The organism is Streptomyces sp. NBC_01571, from assembly GCF_026339875.1.
Lineage (GTDB): Bacteria > Actinomycetota > Actinomycetes > Streptomycetales > Streptomycetaceae > Streptomyces.
In genome coordinates, this window is sequence record NZ_JAPEPZ010000001.1 from 7,018,502 (window position 1) to 7,035,133 (window position 16,632).

12 protein-coding genes and 1 pseudogene are annotated in these 16,632 nt (G+C 72.4%); 11 read left to right on the forward strand and 2 right to left on the reverse strand.

The window, feature by feature from the left end; genetic code table 11:
* Window positions 1–3 precede the first annotated feature (3 nt).
* The 11 genes and pseudogenes from ligA to OHB41_RS31780 all read left to right on the forward strand — a co-directional run bounded on the left by ligA (window position 4) and on the right by OHB41_RS31780 (window position 14,316).
* Complete coding sequence (ligA, locus tag OHB41_RS31730) at window positions 4–2,199, forward strand: NAD-dependent DNA ligase LigA (protein ID WP_266701502.1); 2,196 nt, start codon at window positions 4–6, stop codon at window positions 2,197–2,199.
* A 262-nt stretch (window positions 2,200–2,461) separates the two neighbouring features.
* Window positions 2,462–4,699, forward strand: coding sequence for a putative bifunctional diguanylate cyclase/phosphodiesterase (locus tag OHB41_RS31735; RefSeq protein ID WP_266701504.1), 2,238 nt, complete (start codon window positions 2,462–2,464; stop codon window positions 4,697–4,699).
* 630 nt (window positions 4,700–5,329) lie between these two features.
* Window positions 5,330–5,626, forward strand: a complete 297-nt coding sequence (gene gatC / locus OHB41_RS31740; RefSeq protein WP_010984178.1) for an Asp-tRNA(Asn)/Glu-tRNA(Gln) amidotransferase subunit GatC — start codon at window positions 5,330–5,332, stop codon at window positions 5,624–5,626.
* 5 nt (window positions 5,627–5,631) lie between these two features.
* On the forward strand, window positions 5,632–7,137 hold the full coding sequence (gatA, locus tag OHB41_RS31745) for an Asp-tRNA(Asn)/Glu-tRNA(Gln) amidotransferase subunit GatA (protein ID WP_266701506.1): 1,506 nt from the start codon (window positions 5,632–5,634) through the stop codon (window positions 7,135–7,137).
* Entirely contained in the window at window positions 7,134–7,376 is a 243-nt protein-coding gene (locus OHB41_RS31750; protein ID WP_153288465.1) for a hypothetical protein, read from the forward strand. Before gatA ends, OHB41_RS31750 begins: the two co-directional genes overlap by 4 nt.
* Window positions 7,377–7,392: 16 nt before the next feature.
* Window positions 7,393–8,910, forward strand: a complete 1,518-nt coding sequence (gatB, locus tag OHB41_RS31755; protein ID WP_266701511.1) for an Asp-tRNA(Asn)/Glu-tRNA(Gln) amidotransferase subunit GatB — start codon at window positions 7,393–7,395, stop codon at window positions 8,908–8,910.
* Between the two features lie 222 nt (window positions 8,911–9,132).
* Window positions 9,133–9,699, forward strand: coding sequence for a GNAT family N-acetyltransferase (locus OHB41_RS31760; protein WP_266701513.1), 567 nt, complete (start codon window positions 9,133–9,135; stop codon window positions 9,697–9,699).
* 97 nt (window positions 9,700–9,796) lie between these two features.
* A complete protein-coding gene (locus tag OHB41_RS31765) occupies window positions 9,797–10,408 on the forward strand; it encodes a hypothetical protein (protein ID WP_266701515.1) in 612 nt (203 codons plus the stop codon).
* Between the two features lie 174 nt (window positions 10,409–10,582).
* A complete protein-coding gene (locus OHB41_RS31770) occupies window positions 10,583–10,780 on the forward strand; it encodes a hypothetical protein (protein ID WP_266701517.1) in 198 nt (65 codons plus the stop codon).
* Window positions 10,781–10,959: 179 nt separating this feature from the next.
* Window positions 10,960–14,059, forward strand: a pseudogene (locus tag OHB41_RS31775) (helix-turn-helix transcriptional regulator).
* Window positions 14,060–14,106: 47 nt separating this feature from the next.
* Window positions 14,107–14,316: a DUF6191 domain-containing protein gene (locus OHB41_RS31780; RefSeq protein ID WP_526025070.1), complete on the forward strand. Its 210-nt coding sequence runs from the start codon at window positions 14,107–14,109 to the stop codon at window positions 14,314–14,316.
* Between the two features lie 10 nt (window positions 14,317–14,326).
* Here the strand turns inward: OHB41_RS31780 and OHB41_RS31785 are convergent, their stop codons facing one another.
* Window positions 14,327–15,535 carry a PQQ-dependent sugar dehydrogenase gene (locus OHB41_RS31785; protein WP_266701525.1) on the reverse strand — a complete coding sequence of 403 codons (1,209 nt, stop codon included), beginning with the start codon at window positions 15,533–15,535 and terminating at the stop codon, window positions 14,327–14,329.
* A gap of 68 nt (window positions 15,536–15,603) precedes the next feature.
* Window positions 15,604–16,617, reverse strand: a complete 1,014-nt coding sequence (locus OHB41_RS31790) for an aldo/keto reductase (protein ID WP_266701527.1) — start codon at window positions 16,615–16,617, stop codon at window positions 15,604–15,606.
* Window positions 16,618–16,632: the final 15 nt, after the last annotated feature.

The window sequence follows — 16,632 nt, forward strand, 5'->3', positions numbered from 1 at the left end:
ACGGTGGCCGGCGACAAGGACGCACAGCCCAACCCCCTGCCCGCCGAGGCGCGCGAGCAGCACGCGCGGCTGGCCGAGCAGATCGAGGAGCACCGCTTCCGGTACTACGTGAAGGACCAGCCGGTCGTCAGCGACACGGAGTTCGACAAGCTGCTGCGGTCCCTGGAGGCGCTGGAGGAGCGGTATCCCGAGCTGCGCACCCCCGACTCCCCGACCCAGAAGGTCGCGGGCGCGTACGAGACCGAGTTCACGTCCGTGCGGCACCGCGAGCGCATGCTGTCGCTGGACAACGCCTTCAGCGACCTGGAGCTCGCCGCCTGGGCGGAGCGTGTCGCGAAGGACGTCGGAGCCTCCGCGTACCACTTCCTGTGCGAGCTGAAGGTCGACGGCCTCGCGGTCAATCTCACCTACGAGCACGGCCGTCTGACCCGCGCGGCCACCCGTGGCGACGGGCGTACGGGCGAGGACATCACGCCCAACGTGCGGACGATCGCGGAGATCCCGGACCGTCTCCGGGGTGACCACTTCCCGGACGTGGTGGAGATCCGCGGCGAGGTCTACTTCCCGATGGAGAAGTTCGCGGAGCTCAACGCCCGTCTGCTGGAGGCCGGCGACAAGCCCTTCGCCAACCCCCGCAACGCGGCGGCGGGTTCGCTGCGTCAGAAGGACCCCCGGGTCACCGCGAGCCGCCCGCTGCACATGGTGGTCCACGGCATCGGCGCCCTGGAGGGCTTCGAGGGACTGACCCGCCTCTCCGAGGCGTACGAGCTGCTGCACTCCTGGGGACTGCCGACCACCCGGTACGCCAAGGTGGTCGACGACCTCGACGGCGTACGGGAGTTCATCGCGTACTACGGGGAGAACCGGCACTCCGTGGAGCACGAGATCGACGGGGTCGTCGTCAAGCTCGACGAGATCCGTCTCCAGGGGCGCCTCGGTTCCACGGCGCGGGCGCCACGCTGGGCCATCGCCTGGAAGTACGCGCCGGAAGAGGTCAACACCAAGCTGGTCGACATCAAGGTCGGCGTCGGCCGGACGGGGCGCGTCACTCCGTACGCGCAGGTCGAGCCGGTCACCGTGGCGGGCTCGGAGGTCGAGTTCGCGACCCTGCACAACCAGGAGGTCGTGAAGTCCAAGGGCGTCCTCATCGGGGACACGGTCGTGCTGCGCAAGGCCGGCGACGTCATCCCGGAGATCCTCGGGCCGGTGGTGGATCTCCGCGACGGCACCGAGCGGGAGTTCGTGATGCCGGCCGAGTGCCCCGAGTGCGGGACACCGCTGCGCGCCATGAAGGAAGGCGACATCGACCTGCGCTGCCCCAACAGCCGTGCCTGTCCGGCCCAGTTGAGAGAGCGCGTCTCCTACCTCGCGGGCCGGGAGTGCCTCGACATCGAGCACTTCGGCAACGTGGCCGCGGCGGCGCTGACCCGTCCGCTGGAGCCCGCCGCCCCGCCGCTCGTCGACGAGGGCGACCTCTTCGACCTGACGGCCGAGCAGTTGCTCCCCATCAAGGCGTACGTCCTGGACCAGGACAGCGGCCTGCCCAAGCGGGACCCCAAGACCGGTGAGGAGAAGGTCGTCACGGTCTTCGCCAACCAGAAGGGTGAGCCGAAGAAGAACACGCTCGCCCTGCTGGACAACATCGCCGAGGCGAAGAACCGTCCGCTCGCCCGCTTCATCAACGGACTCTCCATCAGGCACGTCGGCCCGGTGGCCGCCGAGGCGCTGGCCCGCGCGTTCCGTTCCATCGACCGCATCGAGCAGGCCACCGAGGCGGAACTCGCCGCGGTCGACGGGGTCGGCGGGATCATCGCGACCTCGGTCAAGGAGTGGTTCGCGGAGGACTGGCACCGCGAGATCCTCCGCAAGTGGCGGGCGGCGGGCGTCCGTATGGAGGACGAGGGTTCCGGAGAGGACGAGGGGCCGCGCCCGCTCGAAGGACTCATCGTCGTCGTCACCGGCACACTCGAACACCACACACGCGACGGCGCGAAGGACGCCCTGCAGAGTCAGGGAGCGAAAGTGACCGGTTCTGTTTCGAAGAAGACATCGTTTGTCGTGGTGGGCGAGAATCCTGGATCGAAGTACGACAAGGCCATGCAGCTCAAGGTCCCGGTCCTGGACGAGGACGGCTTCGCCGTTCTGCTCGAACAGGGACCGGAGGCGGCCGCGGAAGTCGCGCTTCCGACCGAGGAGTAGCGGTTGAAGGCCACCCGTTCGGCGCATATCAGATGCATACGGGTGGCCGGGGCGCATTCGGGCAACCGTCGTCGACCGCTGCCCGTGGAAGCCTTCTGCGGCCTACTGTTGAGGTGTGCACCTGCCGTGCCCGGCTGCGGTTGGGGCATCCCCTTGCTCCTGAAGAGCCGGGGGACGAGTTCTTGAGACGCGGTGCCGTTGGCGGTTGTCGCCGACAACGGGCCGCGTGGCGTGGGCACCGCCGGCTGTGAGAGGGACGGGAATGGAACCGACCGAGAGCGCCGCCCCGGACGTACGGCTGCGCCTGCGCCGGACGACCGGCGCGTGGATGGCGGGCCTCCGGACGGGACGGTCGTCGACGCGCCCCGGCGCGGGCGAGCGGGACCACACCCCCTTCACCGCCACCGTCACCACCGCGGGCCGGTACCCCGCCGGGCGCGGCTCGGGCCTGCCCGGCCACGATCCCGAACGGCCCACCTCCTGGCCCACGCTGCCCGCGGCGGTCGTCGCACTGGCCGCGCTCGTCCTGGGCGGCGGCTTCTACCGGGCGTTCAGCGACCACCACGCGCTCTTCCCGTCCGGATCGGTCGGCTGGTCGCTGGCCGTGCTGACCGGCGTCATCGTCGGTCATCTGGTCGCCCTCGGCCGCGCCCGCTGGTGGGGCGGCACCGGCTCCGGGGCCGCCCTGACCCTCGCGGTCCTGCTGCTGTACGGCTGGGTGGCCGCCGGGATGGTCAGCCTGACCGTCGTCGTCCTGGTCGGCGCCGCGCGCCGGGGCCGCTGGCGCCAGGGGATTCTGCACGGTGCGGCCGACATCCTCGGTATCGGCGCCGGAGCGCTCGTCCTCGCCGGGTTCGGGCGGGTGCCGTCGGTCGAGGCCCCCTGGAACCCGCAGAGCTGGGACTTCTACGCCGCGCCCCAGGTGGTGCTGGTAGCCGCCGCGTATCTCGCCGTCACCCGCGTCCTGCTCTGGTACCTGCACGCGCCGGGCACCGGCGGCCTGCCGACCGCCGCCCGTACGGCCCTGGTCCGGCAGGGTCTCGTCGCGGTCGCCCTGCTCGGCATCGCGCCGCTGATCTGTGTGGTCGCCGTCGCGCAGCCCATGCTGCTGCCGCTGTTCTCGATCCCCCTGATCGCGCTCGACTCCACGCTGTGGATCGCGCGCATTCGGGCCGAGGAGCAACTGCGCGATCCGCTGACCGGGCTGCCCAACCGGCAGTGGCTGCTCGAGCGCACCTGGGCGGCCCTGGACGACGCCGAACGCATAGGCGCGCGTTCGGCGTTGCTGCTGATCGACCTCGACCGCTTCCGCTCCGTGAACGACACGTTGGGGCATCTCGCCGGGGACCGGCTGCTGCTCCAGATAGCCGAGCGGCTGCGGCTGGCGCTGCCGCGCGGGGCGGAGGCCGCGCGGCTCGGCGGTGACGAGTTCGCCGTGTTACTGCCCGTCGCCGATTCCACGACGTCGGCCACCCGGGTGGCGCGCAATCTCGTCGCCGCGCTCGGTTCGCCGCTCGACCTCGACGGGCTCACCCTCGTCCTGGAGGCCAGTGCCGGACTCGCCGTCTTCCCCGACCACGCGCTCGACGCGGAGGGGCTGCTGCGACGGGCGGACGTGGCGATGTACCAGGCGAAGCGGGACCGTACGGGGGTGGAGGTCTACGAGTCCAAGCGGGACTCGAACACACCGGACCGGCTCGGTCTGCTGGGGGACCTGCGGCGGGCCCTGGACGCCGGTGACGTCGAACTGCACTACCAGCCGAAGGTCCGCTTCGACGGACAGGTGGCCGGCCTCGAGGCACTCGTCCGCTGGGTGCATCCCGAGCGGGGGAAGGTCCCGCCCGACGAGTTCATCGCGATCGCGGAGTCGTCCGGGCTGATGCCGCACCTCACGGAGTACGTGCTGGAGACGGCCCTCGCCCAGGTCGCGCGGTGGCGGGCACAGGGGCTGTGGGTGCCGGTCGCGGTGAACGTCTCGCCGCGCGACGTGCACACCCCCGGCTTCGCCGGCGCGGTCGCCGCCCGGCTCGCCCGGCACGGGGTTCCGGCGGGGGCCCTCCAGCTGGAGATAACGGAACACGTACTGCTGGAGGACCCGCAACGCGCCGCGGACACCCTGGCCGCGCTGACCGGGCACGGGGTCAAGATGTCGCTGGACGACTTCGGCACGGGGTACTCCTCGCTGGTCCATCTGCGCCGGCTGCCCGTCAGCGAACTGAAGATCGACCGGTCCTTCGTCGCGCGGCTCGCCATCGACAACGAGGACGCGGAGATCGTGCGCTGCACGGTGGACCTCGCGCACTCGCTGGGGCTGCTGGTCGTCGCGGAGGGCGTCGAGGACGACGAGACGTGGGAGCGGCTGCGGGATCTGGGGTGCGACGCGGTGCAGGGGTGGCTGGTCGCCGCGGCGATGCCGCCGGACGAGGCCACGGCGTGGTTGCTGGCGCGGGGGTCGCGGGGATGGCAGCGGCCGCGGGCCGCGTTGCCGGCCGCGGAGTAGTTCCGGCGGTTCGGTTCGTCGTCGGGTGCGGTTCGTGGGGCTCCCGCCGGCATCTCCCACCCACGCACCACCCGTGACGGTCACCCGACAGGTGGACCTCGCCCGTGACCGGTTGCCCACCACCGGCGCCCGCGCCCCACCAGAGCCACGGCGACCGGCCCGCACCTTCATCACGGCGGAGTCGTCCCCGCCAGGGACGCGGGGAACTGCGCGCTCAGCCACGGCCGGTCCGCAGGTTTTTCACGGTGGGGTTGGCGTCCCCGCCAGGGGCGCGGGGAACTGCGCGCTCAGCCACGGCCGGTCCGCAGGTTTTTCACGGTGGGGTTGGCGTCCCCGCCAGGGGCGCGGGGAACTGCGCGCTCAGCCACGGCCGGTCCGCGGCTTCTTCGCGGCGTGGTAGGCGTCCCCGCCATGGGCGCGCTCAGCCACGGCCGGTCCGCGGCTTCTTCCCGGCGGGGGGCGCGGCTCCGCGACGGCGGTGTGGGGCCCCGCCGGCGACTCCCCCCTCGTATACGAACCGTCACCGTCCGCACGTGCGGGAAGGCCCCCCGGGCAAACCCGGGCGCGGGCATCGGCCCCGGCCCCATAGGATTGGGCCAAACCACACACTCTCACCCAGAGGATCGCTGCATGCCTGGCATCACGCGCGAGGAGGTCGCCCACCTCGCACGGCTGGCGCGTCTGGAGCTGAAGGCGGAAGAGCTCGACCACTTCGCCGGCCAGCTCGACGACATCATCGGCGCGGTCGCCCGCGTCAGCGAGGTCGCCGACCAAGACGTACCGCCGACCTCCCACCCGCTGCCGCTGACGAACGTCATGCGCGCGGACGAGGTCCGCCCGTCGCTCACCCCCGAGCAGGCGCTCTCCGGCGCCCCGGCCCAGGAGCAGCAGCGTTTCAAGGTGCCGCAGATCCTGGGGGAGGACTAATCACCATGACGGACACCAACGTCAACATCATCAGGCTGACGGCGGCCGAGATCGCCGCGCGGATCGCCGCCGGCGAGCTCACGGCCGTCGAGGTCACCGAGGCCCACCTCGCCCGTATCGAGGCCGTCGACGAGAAGGTGCACGCCTTCCTGCACGTCGACCGCGAGGGCGCCCTCGCGCAGGCCCGCGCCGTCGACGCGAAGCGGGAGCGCGGCGAGAAGCTCGGACCGCTCGCCGGCGTGCCCCTCGCGCTCAAGGACATCTTCACCACCGAGGGGGTCCCGACCACCGTCGGTTCCAAGATCCTCGAAGGCTGGATCCCGCCCTACGACGCCACGGTCACCAAGCGCCTGAAGGCCGCCGACGTCGTCATCCTCGGCAAGACCAACATGGACGAGTTCGCCATGGGGTCCTCCACCGAGAACAGCGCGTACGGACCCACGGGCAACCCCTGGGACCTCAGCCGCATCCCCGGCGGCTCGGGTGGCGGCTCGTCCGCCGCGCTCGCCTCCTTCGAGGCGCCGCTCGCCATCGGCACCGACACGGGCGGCTCCATCCGCCAGCCCGCGGCCGTCACCGGCACGGTCGGCGTCAAGCCCACCTACGGCGGCGTCTCCCGCTACGGCATGGTGGCGTTCTCCTCCTCCCTCGACCAGGGCGGCCCCTGCGCCCGTACGGTCCTGGACGCGGCGCTGCTGCACGAGGTCATCGCCGGTCACGACCCGCTCGACTCGACCTCCATCGACGCGCCGGTCCCCCCGGTCGTCGAGGCCGCCCGCAACGGCTCCGTCGCGGGCATGCGCGTCGGTGTCGTCAAGCAGTTCCGCGGCGAGGGCTACCAGGCCGGTGTCGTGCAGCGCTTCGACGAGGCCGTCGCCCTGCTCAAGGACCTCGGCGCCGAGATCGTCGAGCTGGACTGCCCGTCCTTCGACCTGGCGCTCTCCGCGTACTACCTGATCGCGCCGTCCGAGTGCTCGTCCAACCTCGCCCGCTTCGACGCCATGCGCTACGGCCTGCGCGTCGGGGACGACGGCACGCGCTCCGCCGAGGAGGTCACCTCCCTCACCCGCGAGGCCGGCTTCGGGGACGAGGTCAAGCGCCGCATCATGCTCGGCACGTACGCCCTCAGCTCCGGCTACTACGACGCGTACTACGGCTCGGCGCAGAAGGTCCGCACGCTCATCACCCGCGACTTCGAGAAGTCGTTCGAGCAGGTGGACGTGATCGTCTCGCCGACCACGCCCACCACCGCCTTCCCGATCGGCGAGCGCGCCGACGACCCGATGGCGATGTACCTCGCGGACCTGTGCACCATCCCGACCAACCTGGCGGGCAACTCGGCCATGTCGCTGCCCTGCGGTCTCGCGCCGGAGGACAACCTCCCGGTCGGCCTGCAGATCATCGCCCCCGCGATGAAGGACGACAGGCTGTACAAGGTCGGCGCCGCCGTCGAGGCCGCCTTCGTGGAAAAGTGGGGGCACCCGCTGATCGAGGAGGCTCCGTCGTTGTGAGTAAGGCTCTGACCAAGGCCAAGGGCTTCAAGAAGTCCAAGTCCGGCACGTACCTGTCCATCGCGACCACCGCGTTCGGTGCCCTCGGCGTCGCCAAGCAGGCCAAGAAGGCCCGCACGGAGCACGACACGCTGCGCCTGATCGACGCGGCCGTGTCCGCCGCCGCCATCGTCACCGGCCTCGCCATCCTCTACCGGGAGCTCAAGCGCCTGGGCGACGACGACGTCCTGCTGGGCTGAGAGGGAAGTTTTCACCGTGACCACCACGACCGACGAGCTGGTGTCGTACGAGGACGCCCTGGCGACGTACGACCCCGTCATGGGCCTCGAAGTCCATGTCGAGCTCGGCACCAAGACCAAGATGTTCTGCGGGTGCTCCACCGAGCTGGGCGCCGAGCCCAACTCGCAGACCTGCCCCACCTGCCTCGGCATGCCCGGCTCGCTGCCCGTCGTCAACGCGACCGGCGTCGAGTCCGCCATCAAGATCGGTCTCGCACTGCACTGCGAGATCGCCGAGTGGTGCCGCTTCGCCCGGAAGAACTACTTCTATCCGGACATGCCGAAGAACTTCCAGACCTCCCAGTACGACGAGCCGATCGCCTTCAACGGCTACCTCGACGTACAGCTGGAGGACGGCGAGGTCTTCCGCGTGGAGATCGAGCGCGCCCACATGGAGGAGGACACCGGCAAGTCCACGCACGTCGGTGGCGCGACCGGCCGTATCCACGGCGCCTCGCACTCCCTGCTCGACTACAACCGCGCGGGCATCCCCCTCATCGAGATCGTCACCAAGCCGATCGAGGGCGCGGGCGAACGCGCTCCCGAGGTCGCCAAGGCGTACGTCGCCGAACTGCGCGAGCTCATCAAGGCGCTCGGCGTCTCGGAAGCCCGCATGGAGATGGGGCAGATGCGCTGCGACGTGAACCTGTCGCTGCGCCCGCACGGCCGGGAGAAGTTCGGCACGCGCTCCGAGACGAAGAACGTCAACTCGCTTCGCTCGGTGGAGCGCGCCGCCCGCTTCGAGATCCAGCGGCACGCCGCGGTCCTCGACAGCGGCGGCACGATCATCCAGGAGACGCGCCACTTCCACGAGGACACCGGGTCCACGACCTCGGGCCGCGTGAAGGAGGAGGCCGAGGACTACCGGTACTTCCCGGAGCCCGACCTCGTCCCCGTCGCTCCGTCCCGCGACTGGGTCGAGGAGCTGCGCGCGGGTCTGCCCGAGCAGCCGCTGGCCCGCCGCAACCGGCTGCGCGAGGAGTGGGGCGTCAGTGCCCACGACATGCAGTCGATCCTCAACGCCGGTGCCATCGACGCGATCGTCGCCACGATCGAGGCCGGCGCGGACGCCACGTCCGCCCGCAAGTGGTGGATGGGCGAACTGGCCCGCAGCGCCAACGAGTCGGGCAAGGCCCTCGAGGACCTGCCCATCACCCCGGCGCAGGTCGCCCGGGTGGCGCAGCTCGTGGCCTCCGGTGACCTGAACGACAAGCTCGCCCGTCAGGTCATCGAGGGCGTGCTCGCGGGCGAGGGCACCCCGGACGAGGTCGTCGACAAGCGCGGCCTCAAGGTCGTCTCGGACGAGGGCGCGCTGACCGCCGCCGTCGACGAGGCCATCGCCGGCAACCCGGGCGTCGCGGACAAGATCCGCGGCGGCAAGGTGGCCGCCGCCGGCGCCCTGGTCGGCGCGGTCATGAAGGCCACCCGGGGCCAGGCCGACGCGGCCCGCGTCAAGGAGCTCATCCTGGAGAAGCTGGGCGTCAGCGAGGGCTGAGCCGTCCACCACCCACCTGGGGGGACGCACCGGGACCGGTGCGTCCCCCCAGGCCTGTCGCGGGCACCCCGTTGCGACCGGGGCCCACCGGCCCGGCCGGCGCCCGCCCCCGTAGGCATCCCGAGCCGCCGGAGTGCCCATGAGAGGTCGGCCTCCACAAGAGGCCGGCCGCCGCGACGGACACAGAGCCGGCGGACGCAACGGAGAAGGAGCAGCAGCAGGATGTACGCGATATCCCTGGGTGACGACGGCGCGGAACTGCGCCCCCTGGAGCCCTGGCACGCCGAGGAGTTCCTCGCGCATCTGGACCGGGGGCGGGAGTTCATCGGGCAGTACATCCCGTTCGGTTCGGGCGCCACGGACGTGGCGTCCGCGCGGGAGCTGCTCCAGCGGTACGCCGACAACCGGGCCGCCGACACCGGATCCCTGCACGGCCTGTGGCTGGAGGGAAGGCTCGTCGGCGGGGTGCTCTTCCTGAACTTCGACGCGGCCCGGGGCAACTGCGAGGTCGGCTGCTGGCTGGAACCCGCCGGTACCGGACGGGGCCTGGTCACGCGCGCGATGCGACTGCTCATCGACTGGGCCGTCGAGGAACGCGGGATCCACCGGGTCGAGTGGATCGCCGCCTCGGCGAACGAACCGAGTGTGAACGGCGCCCGTCGGCTGGGGATGACCCGGGACGCGGTACTGCGGGAGAGCTTCCCCCACCGGGGCGTACGCCTCGACATGGAGGTCTGGTCGGTGCTCGCGCGGGACTGGCGGGCAACGCGCGCGCGGACGAGCGACTGAGCGTTGCCCGACGGTCACGCACGCGTACGCCGATCGTTACCCGCGGGCACAGGGATCATTAAGAGACTTCTCAGACTCCGTCCGTACGGTGCGGGACATGGGAACCAAGACAGTTGACGAAGCCGTGGACGCGAACGGCACCGAGGCGAAGAGCGACGAGGAGACCGTGGACGGCACCGGTACCGAGGAGAAGCCGGACGGCGCGGCCGTGACCGAGGCCGAGACGGAGACCGCGGCCGAGGCCGAGGAGCAGGACGACACCGAGGACGACGCCCCGGTGGACGAGGACCTCCCCGCGGCCGGGGAGAAGAACGCCCCCGGCGTCGGTCAGGGCGCCGCCGCCGTCGTCTCCGCCGGACTCGGCATCGTGTCGCTCACCGGCAGCTGGGTCGCCACCGTGGCCGCCGCCCGCGAGACCCTTGTCGGACAGCTGCAGACCTCGTCGTCCGCGAGCGTCGCCACGCAGGTCAAGGAGGTGTACGGCGACGCCTGGGCGACCACCGCGCTCGTCGGCGGCCTCTTCGCGCTGGCCGCGCTGATCGTCGGCGTCGTGGTCCTGGCCCGGCCCGCCTTCGGGGCGCCCGGCAGGCCGCAGGCCGCCTGGATCAAGTCCGTCGCCTGGGCGGGCGTCTCGCTCGGCGTCGTCGGCCTCGTGCTCGCGGTCGCCAAGTACTCCGACCTCCTGCTCGGACTGCCCTCCACCAAGTGAACCTCCGTACCTCTGAGGGGCCTTAGAGCCGGCGCAGGTGATGTGCCGCCGCTCTAAGGCCCTTCGCGTGCGCAAGATGCGGCACTCTCCCGATGTGACGCACCCCCCTGGGAGACGAAGGTTGAGGCATCGCACAGAGCGAGGCCGAAACCGGCTCTTCACGAGGGGTACGACATGTTCGAGTACGAGCTCCACCAGATCCGATCCGCCGAGCTGATCCGCGAGGCGCAGAACCACCGACTGGTACGAGACGCCCTCCGCGGCCGCCGTGCCGACCGCCGCACCGCCGCGCGCGAGTCCGGCCAGAACGACACGGAGGGGCAGGCGCATAGCCCGCGTCCCCGCCGGCACCGGTTCGCCCGCGCCGCGTGAGCGCCGGGCCCGAGGGGGCCGCCCGCCCCGCGGGCGGCCCCCTTCCGACGCCGGGGGAGGCCGGCCGCACGGGGGTCGGCCGGCCTCCCGGGAGAGCGCCCGCCGCTCTCCCGGCACCCGGCCCGGCACTGATGGCCATCCGCCCGATAACCAGTGCCGCTCCCACGGACCGTTGTGCGATGCTCGGGCCCGTGGAGACCAGATCCGTCAGCCCCGTGTTCGTCGGCCGCGCGGACGAACTGGGCGTCCTGCGCGAGGCGCTCGCCCGCGCCGCCGGCGGTGGCGCCCAGGCGTCGAGCACCGGGGGCGAACCGCAGGCGCTGCTCCTCGGAGGCGAGGCCGGGGTCGGGAAGACGCGCCTGATCGAGGAGTTCGCCGCCGTGGCCGGCCGCGAGGGCGCCGTCTTCGCGTGCGGAGGCTGTGTCGAGATCGGCGCCGACGGACTGCCCTTCGCCCCGTTCTCCACCGCTCTGCGCGCCCTGCGCCGCCTGCTCCCGGACGAGTTCGCCGCGGCCGCCGCCGGACAGGAGGACGAGCTGGCCCGGCTGCTGCCCGAGCTGGGCGAGACCGACCGTGGCCGGCGCCCCGACGAGGAGGGCATGGCCCGCCTCTTCGAACTCACCGCCCGCCTCCTGGAGCGCGTCGCCGCGGACCGTACGGTCGTCGTGGCCCTGGAGGACCTGCACTGGGCCGACGCCTCCACCCGCCACCTGCTGGCCTACCTCTTCCGTACGCTGCGCAGCGGACGCCTCGTCGTCGTCGCCACGTACCGCGCCGACGACATCCACCGCCGCCACCCGCTGCGCCCCCTCCTCGCCGAGCTGGACCGCCTGCGCACCGTCCGCCGCATCGAACTCGGCCGCTTCACACGCGCCGAGGTCGGCCGCCAGATCGCCGGAATCCTCGCCCACGAACCCGAACCGGCCCAGGTCGACGACATCTTCGAACGCTCCGACGGCAACGCGTTCTTCGTGGAGGAGCTCGCAGTCGCCGCCCGCCAGGGCTGCCGCACGGGCCTCACGGACTCGCTGCGCGACCTGCTCCTCGTACGCGTCGAGGGGCTGCCCGAGAGCGCCCAGCGCATCGCCCGGATCGTCGCCGAAGGCGGCTCCACCGTCGAGTACCGACTGCTCGCCGCCGTGGCCCGGCTCGCCGAGGACGACCTCATCGACGCGCTGCGCGCCACCGTCGGCGCCAACATCCTGCTCGCCTCACCCGGCGGCGACGGCTACCGCTTCCGCCACTCCCTGGTCCGCGAGGCCGTCAGTGACGACCTGCTGCCCGGCGAGCGCTCCCGCTTCAGCCGGCGCTACGCCGAAGCCCTGGAGGCCGACCCCACACTCGTACCGGCCGACGAGCGCGCCACGCGCCTGGCCAGCTACTGGTACCACGCGCACGACGCCGCCAAGGCTCTGCCCGCCGTCCTGGACGCCTCCGTCGAGGCCCGCTGCCGGCACGCCCACTCCGAACAGCTCCGGCTCCTGGAACGGGCGATGGAGCTGTGGGAGGTCGCCCCGGAAGCCGTACGGGCCGCACTGCGCCCCATCGACTACGTGGAGGTGTTCCCGCCCTGCGGCCACGACCCGGCAGCCCAGGGACCCCCGGACGTCCCGGCGCCCCTGCGCTATCTCGACCTGATGGCCGAGGCCGCCGTCGCCGGCCGGCTGTCGGGGGAGCGCGAGAGGGCCCTGAAGATCACCAAACGGGCGCTGCACGTCCTGGAGGACGGGAGCGATCCGCTGCGCGCCGCCTGGTTCTGGGTCCAGCGCTCGCGTCTGATCACGGCCCAGGCCCGCGGCGACGGGTGGCAGGAACTCGCCACCGCCCGGGACCTGGTGCGCGGCCTGCCCCCGTCGGCGGTCCACGCCGAGGTGCTGTCGCTGGTCGCCGCCTGGTGCATGCTGCACGAACCGGGCCCCGGCGCCCTCTTCGCCGCCGAGCGCGCCGTGGAGTACGCGCGCATGGTCGGCGCCCGGGACATCGAGCTGAACGCCCGGCTCACCCTCGGCGGCCTCATGGTCGACGCGGGGGACATCGAGGCGGGCATCACGGAGATGTACGAGGTCAAGGAGCAGGTGCCGCCGCACGGCGCGTCCCTCGTCGCGGGACGCCTCCACATCAACCTGCCGTCCCACCTGGAGTCGGTCGGACGCTCCCGCGAGGCCGTCCCGATCCTGCGGCAGGGCACCGAACTCGCCCGGAAGAACAGCCTGCTGGACACCGAGGCCTGGGTGTGGGGCAACCTCGCCGAGTCGCTCTGCTCACTCGGCCAGTGGGACGAAGCCGTCGAGGCGGCACGGAACGCGCTGGGTCGGCCTCAGCGGCAAACCGTCCGGCAGCGGGGCCATGCGCCTGGCCGACCTCGCCCTCGACCGCGGCGACCTCGCCGAAGCGGCACGTCAACTGGCCGCCGCCCGCGGCCACTTCGGCACGCACGACCCCATGCCGCAGCACGCCCTGCCGCTGGCGCGCAGCACGATCCGCATCGCCGCGGGAGAGGGCCGCCTCCTCGACGCCCGCACCGTGCTGGAACAGGCACTGGACACGGGCTTCCCGCCCGGCACCCAGCGCTACGGCTGGCCCCTGCTGCTCGCCGCCGCCACCGCGGAGGCCGACGCCCGCGGACTGCCCGCCGCCGAGGCAGGGCGCGACCAGATCGTGCGCGGCCTCCGGGAGGCGGCCAGGAAGCTGGCCACCGGAGCGCCGGTCTGGCACGCGCACGAGCGGTGGGTGCGCGCCGAACTCCGCCGGGCCGAGGGCGTGTCCGACCCGCACGAGTGGGCCGAGGTGGTCTCGTCCTTCGAATGCCTGGAACGCCCCTACGACCTCGCCCGCGTCCGCCACCGCCTCGCCGACTCCCTGTTGACCACGGGCGCCGACGAGGACGAGCGGGCCCGCGCCACCGAGCTCCTGCGGCTGGCCCGGGCGGCGGCCGACCACCTCGGCGCCCGCCCGCTCGCCGACGCCGTCGCGCTGCTCGCCCAGCGGGCCCGCCTCGCCCTGGGCAGGGCCCCCGGGCCGTACGCCCCGACCCCGGTCGACCCGGCCCAGGCCCTCGGCCTCACCAGCCGTGAGCGCGACGTGCTGCGCCTGGTCGCGGCCGGCCGCAGCAACCGCCAGATCGCCGAGGAACTCTTCATCTCCCCGAAGACCGCCAGCGTCCATGTGTCGAACATCCTGGCCAAGCTCGACGTCTCGGGAAGGGGAGAGGCGGCGGCACTGGCCCATCGGCTCCGGCTGTTCCCCCAGGAGACCCCCACTGCCAGGACCGCGGGCTGAGGCATACGCTGGCAGGGATCCGGGCCGAGGGAGGCGCCGTGTTCAACATGTTCGAGGAGATTTTCGCTCCAGGCCGCAAGCACACCGACGACGAACGCAAACGGCTCGAACTGAGCCGCGTGGACCTGAACGACGGTGATCCGGGACGCGGCCCCATAGATCTGTCCTCGGGCAAGGTGGTCGTACGGCCGCCGGGACGGGAACGCGGTGGGGCGGACCCTGCGGAGGAACCCGTGTCCGAGCCGGACGAACCCTGAGGCCGCGGACCTACTTCACCTCCAGCTCCAGGATCCGGTCGTCCCCCTTCCCGGGGCTGCCCCGCCCGTCCGTCTCGCTGGTGACCAGCCAGAGCTTGTCGCCGCCCGCCGAGACCACCGTGCGCAGCCGCCCGTACCTGCCGTTCAGGAAGGACTGCGGAGCGGCGGCGGCCCGTGTGCCCTTCAGCGGCACCCGCCACAGACGCTCGCCCTTGAGCCCCGCCATCCAGACGGAACCCTCGGCGTAGGCGATGCCGCTGGGCGAGGCGTCGTCGGTGTGCCACTGGGCGACCGGGTTGTGGTACTTCGGGTCGTCGCTCCTGCCCTCGACCACCGGCCAGCCGTAGTTGTCGCCCGGCTTGATCTGGTTCAGCTCGTCCCAGGTGTCCTGCCCGAACTCGGAGGCCCACAGGCGCTGTCTGTCGTCCCAGGCGAGCCCCTGCACGTTGCGGTGCCCGTACGAGTACACGACCGAGTCGCCGAAGGGGTTGCCCGGCGCCGGGTCGCCGTCCGGCGTCATCCGCAGGATCTTGCCGCCCAGCGCCTTCTTGTCCTGGGCCAGACCCCGGGTGCCCGTCTCGCCCGCTCCCGCGTACAGCATCCCGTCCGGACCGAAGGCGATCCGGCCGCCGTTGTGGATCACTCCCTTGGGGATGCCCTTGAAGATCGTGTCAGGCGCGCCCAGCTGCTCGCCGGGCGGCTTCTTCGCGTCGTACAACATACGGACGATCCGGTTGTCCGACGCCGTCGTGAAGTACGCGTAGACCATGTGGTCCGAGGCGTAGGCGGGGGAGAGCGCGATACCGAGCAGGCCGCCCTCCCCGGCGGGGGCCACCCCCGGCACCTGGCCCAGCTCCGTCGTCCTCCCGGTCCTCTCGTCCACCCGGGTGATCGTCCCCTCGTCCCGCGAGGAGACCAGCAGACCGCCCTCCGGCAGCGGCGCCAGGCCCCAGGGCGACTTGAGGCCCTCGGCGAGGGTGCGCACCACCCTCACCGAACCCTTGGCGGGCGCGGCCGTCCCGGTCGACCGTCCCGAGGACGCCGGCCCCGTCACCGGACCGCTCGACGACGGGTTCAGACCGTCCTTCGGCGATCCGCCTCCCGAGCCGCCGGAGGAACAGCCGGCCGTCACAACCAGCGCTGCCGCGGCCAACGCGGCCTTCACCACTCGACGTTGCACGATCAGAGGTCCCTTCGACGTGGCGGTCCTACTGTTCATACACCGCTCGCGTCCCGCGGGTTCCCGATCAGGAACACCCGATGCGCGAGCGCCGGCCGCGGGAGGCGTCAGTCCCACGACCCCTGAGCCCCGGGCAGCCCCGCCACCTCCGCCAGATCCTCCGCCGTCAGCAGCAGCCCGGCCGCTCCCGCGTTCTCCGCCGCCCAGCGCGCCCGCTTGGCCCCCGGCACCGGAACCACGTGCCGGCCCTGGGACAGCACCCAGGCCAGCGCCACCTGCGCCGGAGTGACCCCGTCCCCGTGCCGTCGGGCCACCCGCCGCAACCCGGCGACGATCGGCTGGTTGGCGGCCATCATCTCGGCGGTGAAGCGGGGATGGCGGGCCCGCACGTCGTCGGGCTCGAAGCCCCCGCCCGGCGTCAGCGTGCCGGTCAGGAAGCCGTTGCCGAGCGGCATCGCCGCCAGGAAACCCACGCCGCGCGCGGCGCACCACGGCAGCAGCGCGTCCAGGGCCTCCGTCGACCACACCGACAGCTCGGCCTCCACCGCGCTCACCGGGAAGACCTGCTGCACCCGCTCCAACTGCCGGATCGTTCCGTCATGCAGCCGCCCGGCGTGCGAGCGCGCCCCCGGCCGGCGGGCGGAACGGGCGCCGACCGCGCACAGCCCGAGCGAACGCACCTTTCCGGCCGCCACCAGATCGGCCATCGCGCCCCAGGTCTCCTCGACCGGCACCTCGGGGTCCGCGCGGTGCAGCTGGTAGAGGTCGATCACGTCGGTCTGCAGCCGGCGCAGCGAGGCGTCGCAGGCCCGCCGCACATAACCGGGACGCCCGTTGGCCACGATGTGCTGCTCGCCCACCAGCAGCCCCACCTTCGTCGACACGAAGGCCTCCGGACGCCGTTCCCGCAGCGCCCGGCCCACCAGCAGCTCATTGGTGAAGGGTCCGTACATGTCGGCCGTGTCGAGCAGCGTCGACCCCAGGTCGAGGGCCGCGTGCACCGTGCGCAGCGACTCCTCGCCGCGCTGCCGTGACCCGGTGTACGCCCAGCTCATCGGCATGCACCCGAGCCCGATCGCCCCCACATCGAGCGTTGCCGCGCCGATCGTCCTGCGCTCCACCTGGCCGTGACCCTC

What these genes read in the sequence shown, in the direction of transcription:
- gatC (WP_010984178.1), top strand. Translation starts at nt 5,330, where the DNA reads ATGCCTGGCATCACGCGCGAGGAGGTCGCCCACCTCGCACGGCTGGCG.
- OHB41_RS31780 (WP_526025070.1), top strand. Translation starts at nt 14,107, where the DNA reads ATGTTCGAGGAGATTTTCGCTCCAGGCCGCAAGCACACCGACGACGAA.
- gatA (WP_266701506.1), top strand. Translation starts at nt 5,632, where the DNA reads ATGACGGACACCAACGTCAACATCATCAGGCTGACGGCGGCCGAGATC.
- OHB41_RS31765 (WP_266701515.1), top strand. Translation starts at nt 9,797, where the DNA reads ATGGGAACCAAGACAGTTGACGAAGCCGTGGACGCGAACGGCACCGAG.
- OHB41_RS31760 (WP_266701513.1), top strand. Translation starts at nt 9,133, where the DNA reads ATGTACGCGATATCCCTGGGTGACGACGGCGCGGAACTGCGCCCCCTG.
- OHB41_RS31785 (WP_266701525.1), bottom strand. Translation starts at nt 15,535, where the DNA reads ATGAACAGTAGGACCGCCACGTCGAAGGGACCTCTGATCGTGCAACGT.
- OHB41_RS31770 (WP_266701517.1), top strand. Translation starts at nt 10,583, where the DNA reads ATGTTCGAGTACGAGCTCCACCAGATCCGATCCGCCGAGCTGATCCGC.
- OHB41_RS31735 (WP_266701504.1), top strand. Translation starts at nt 2,462, where the DNA reads ATGGAACCGACCGAGAGCGCCGCCCCGGACGTACGGCTGCGCCTGCGC.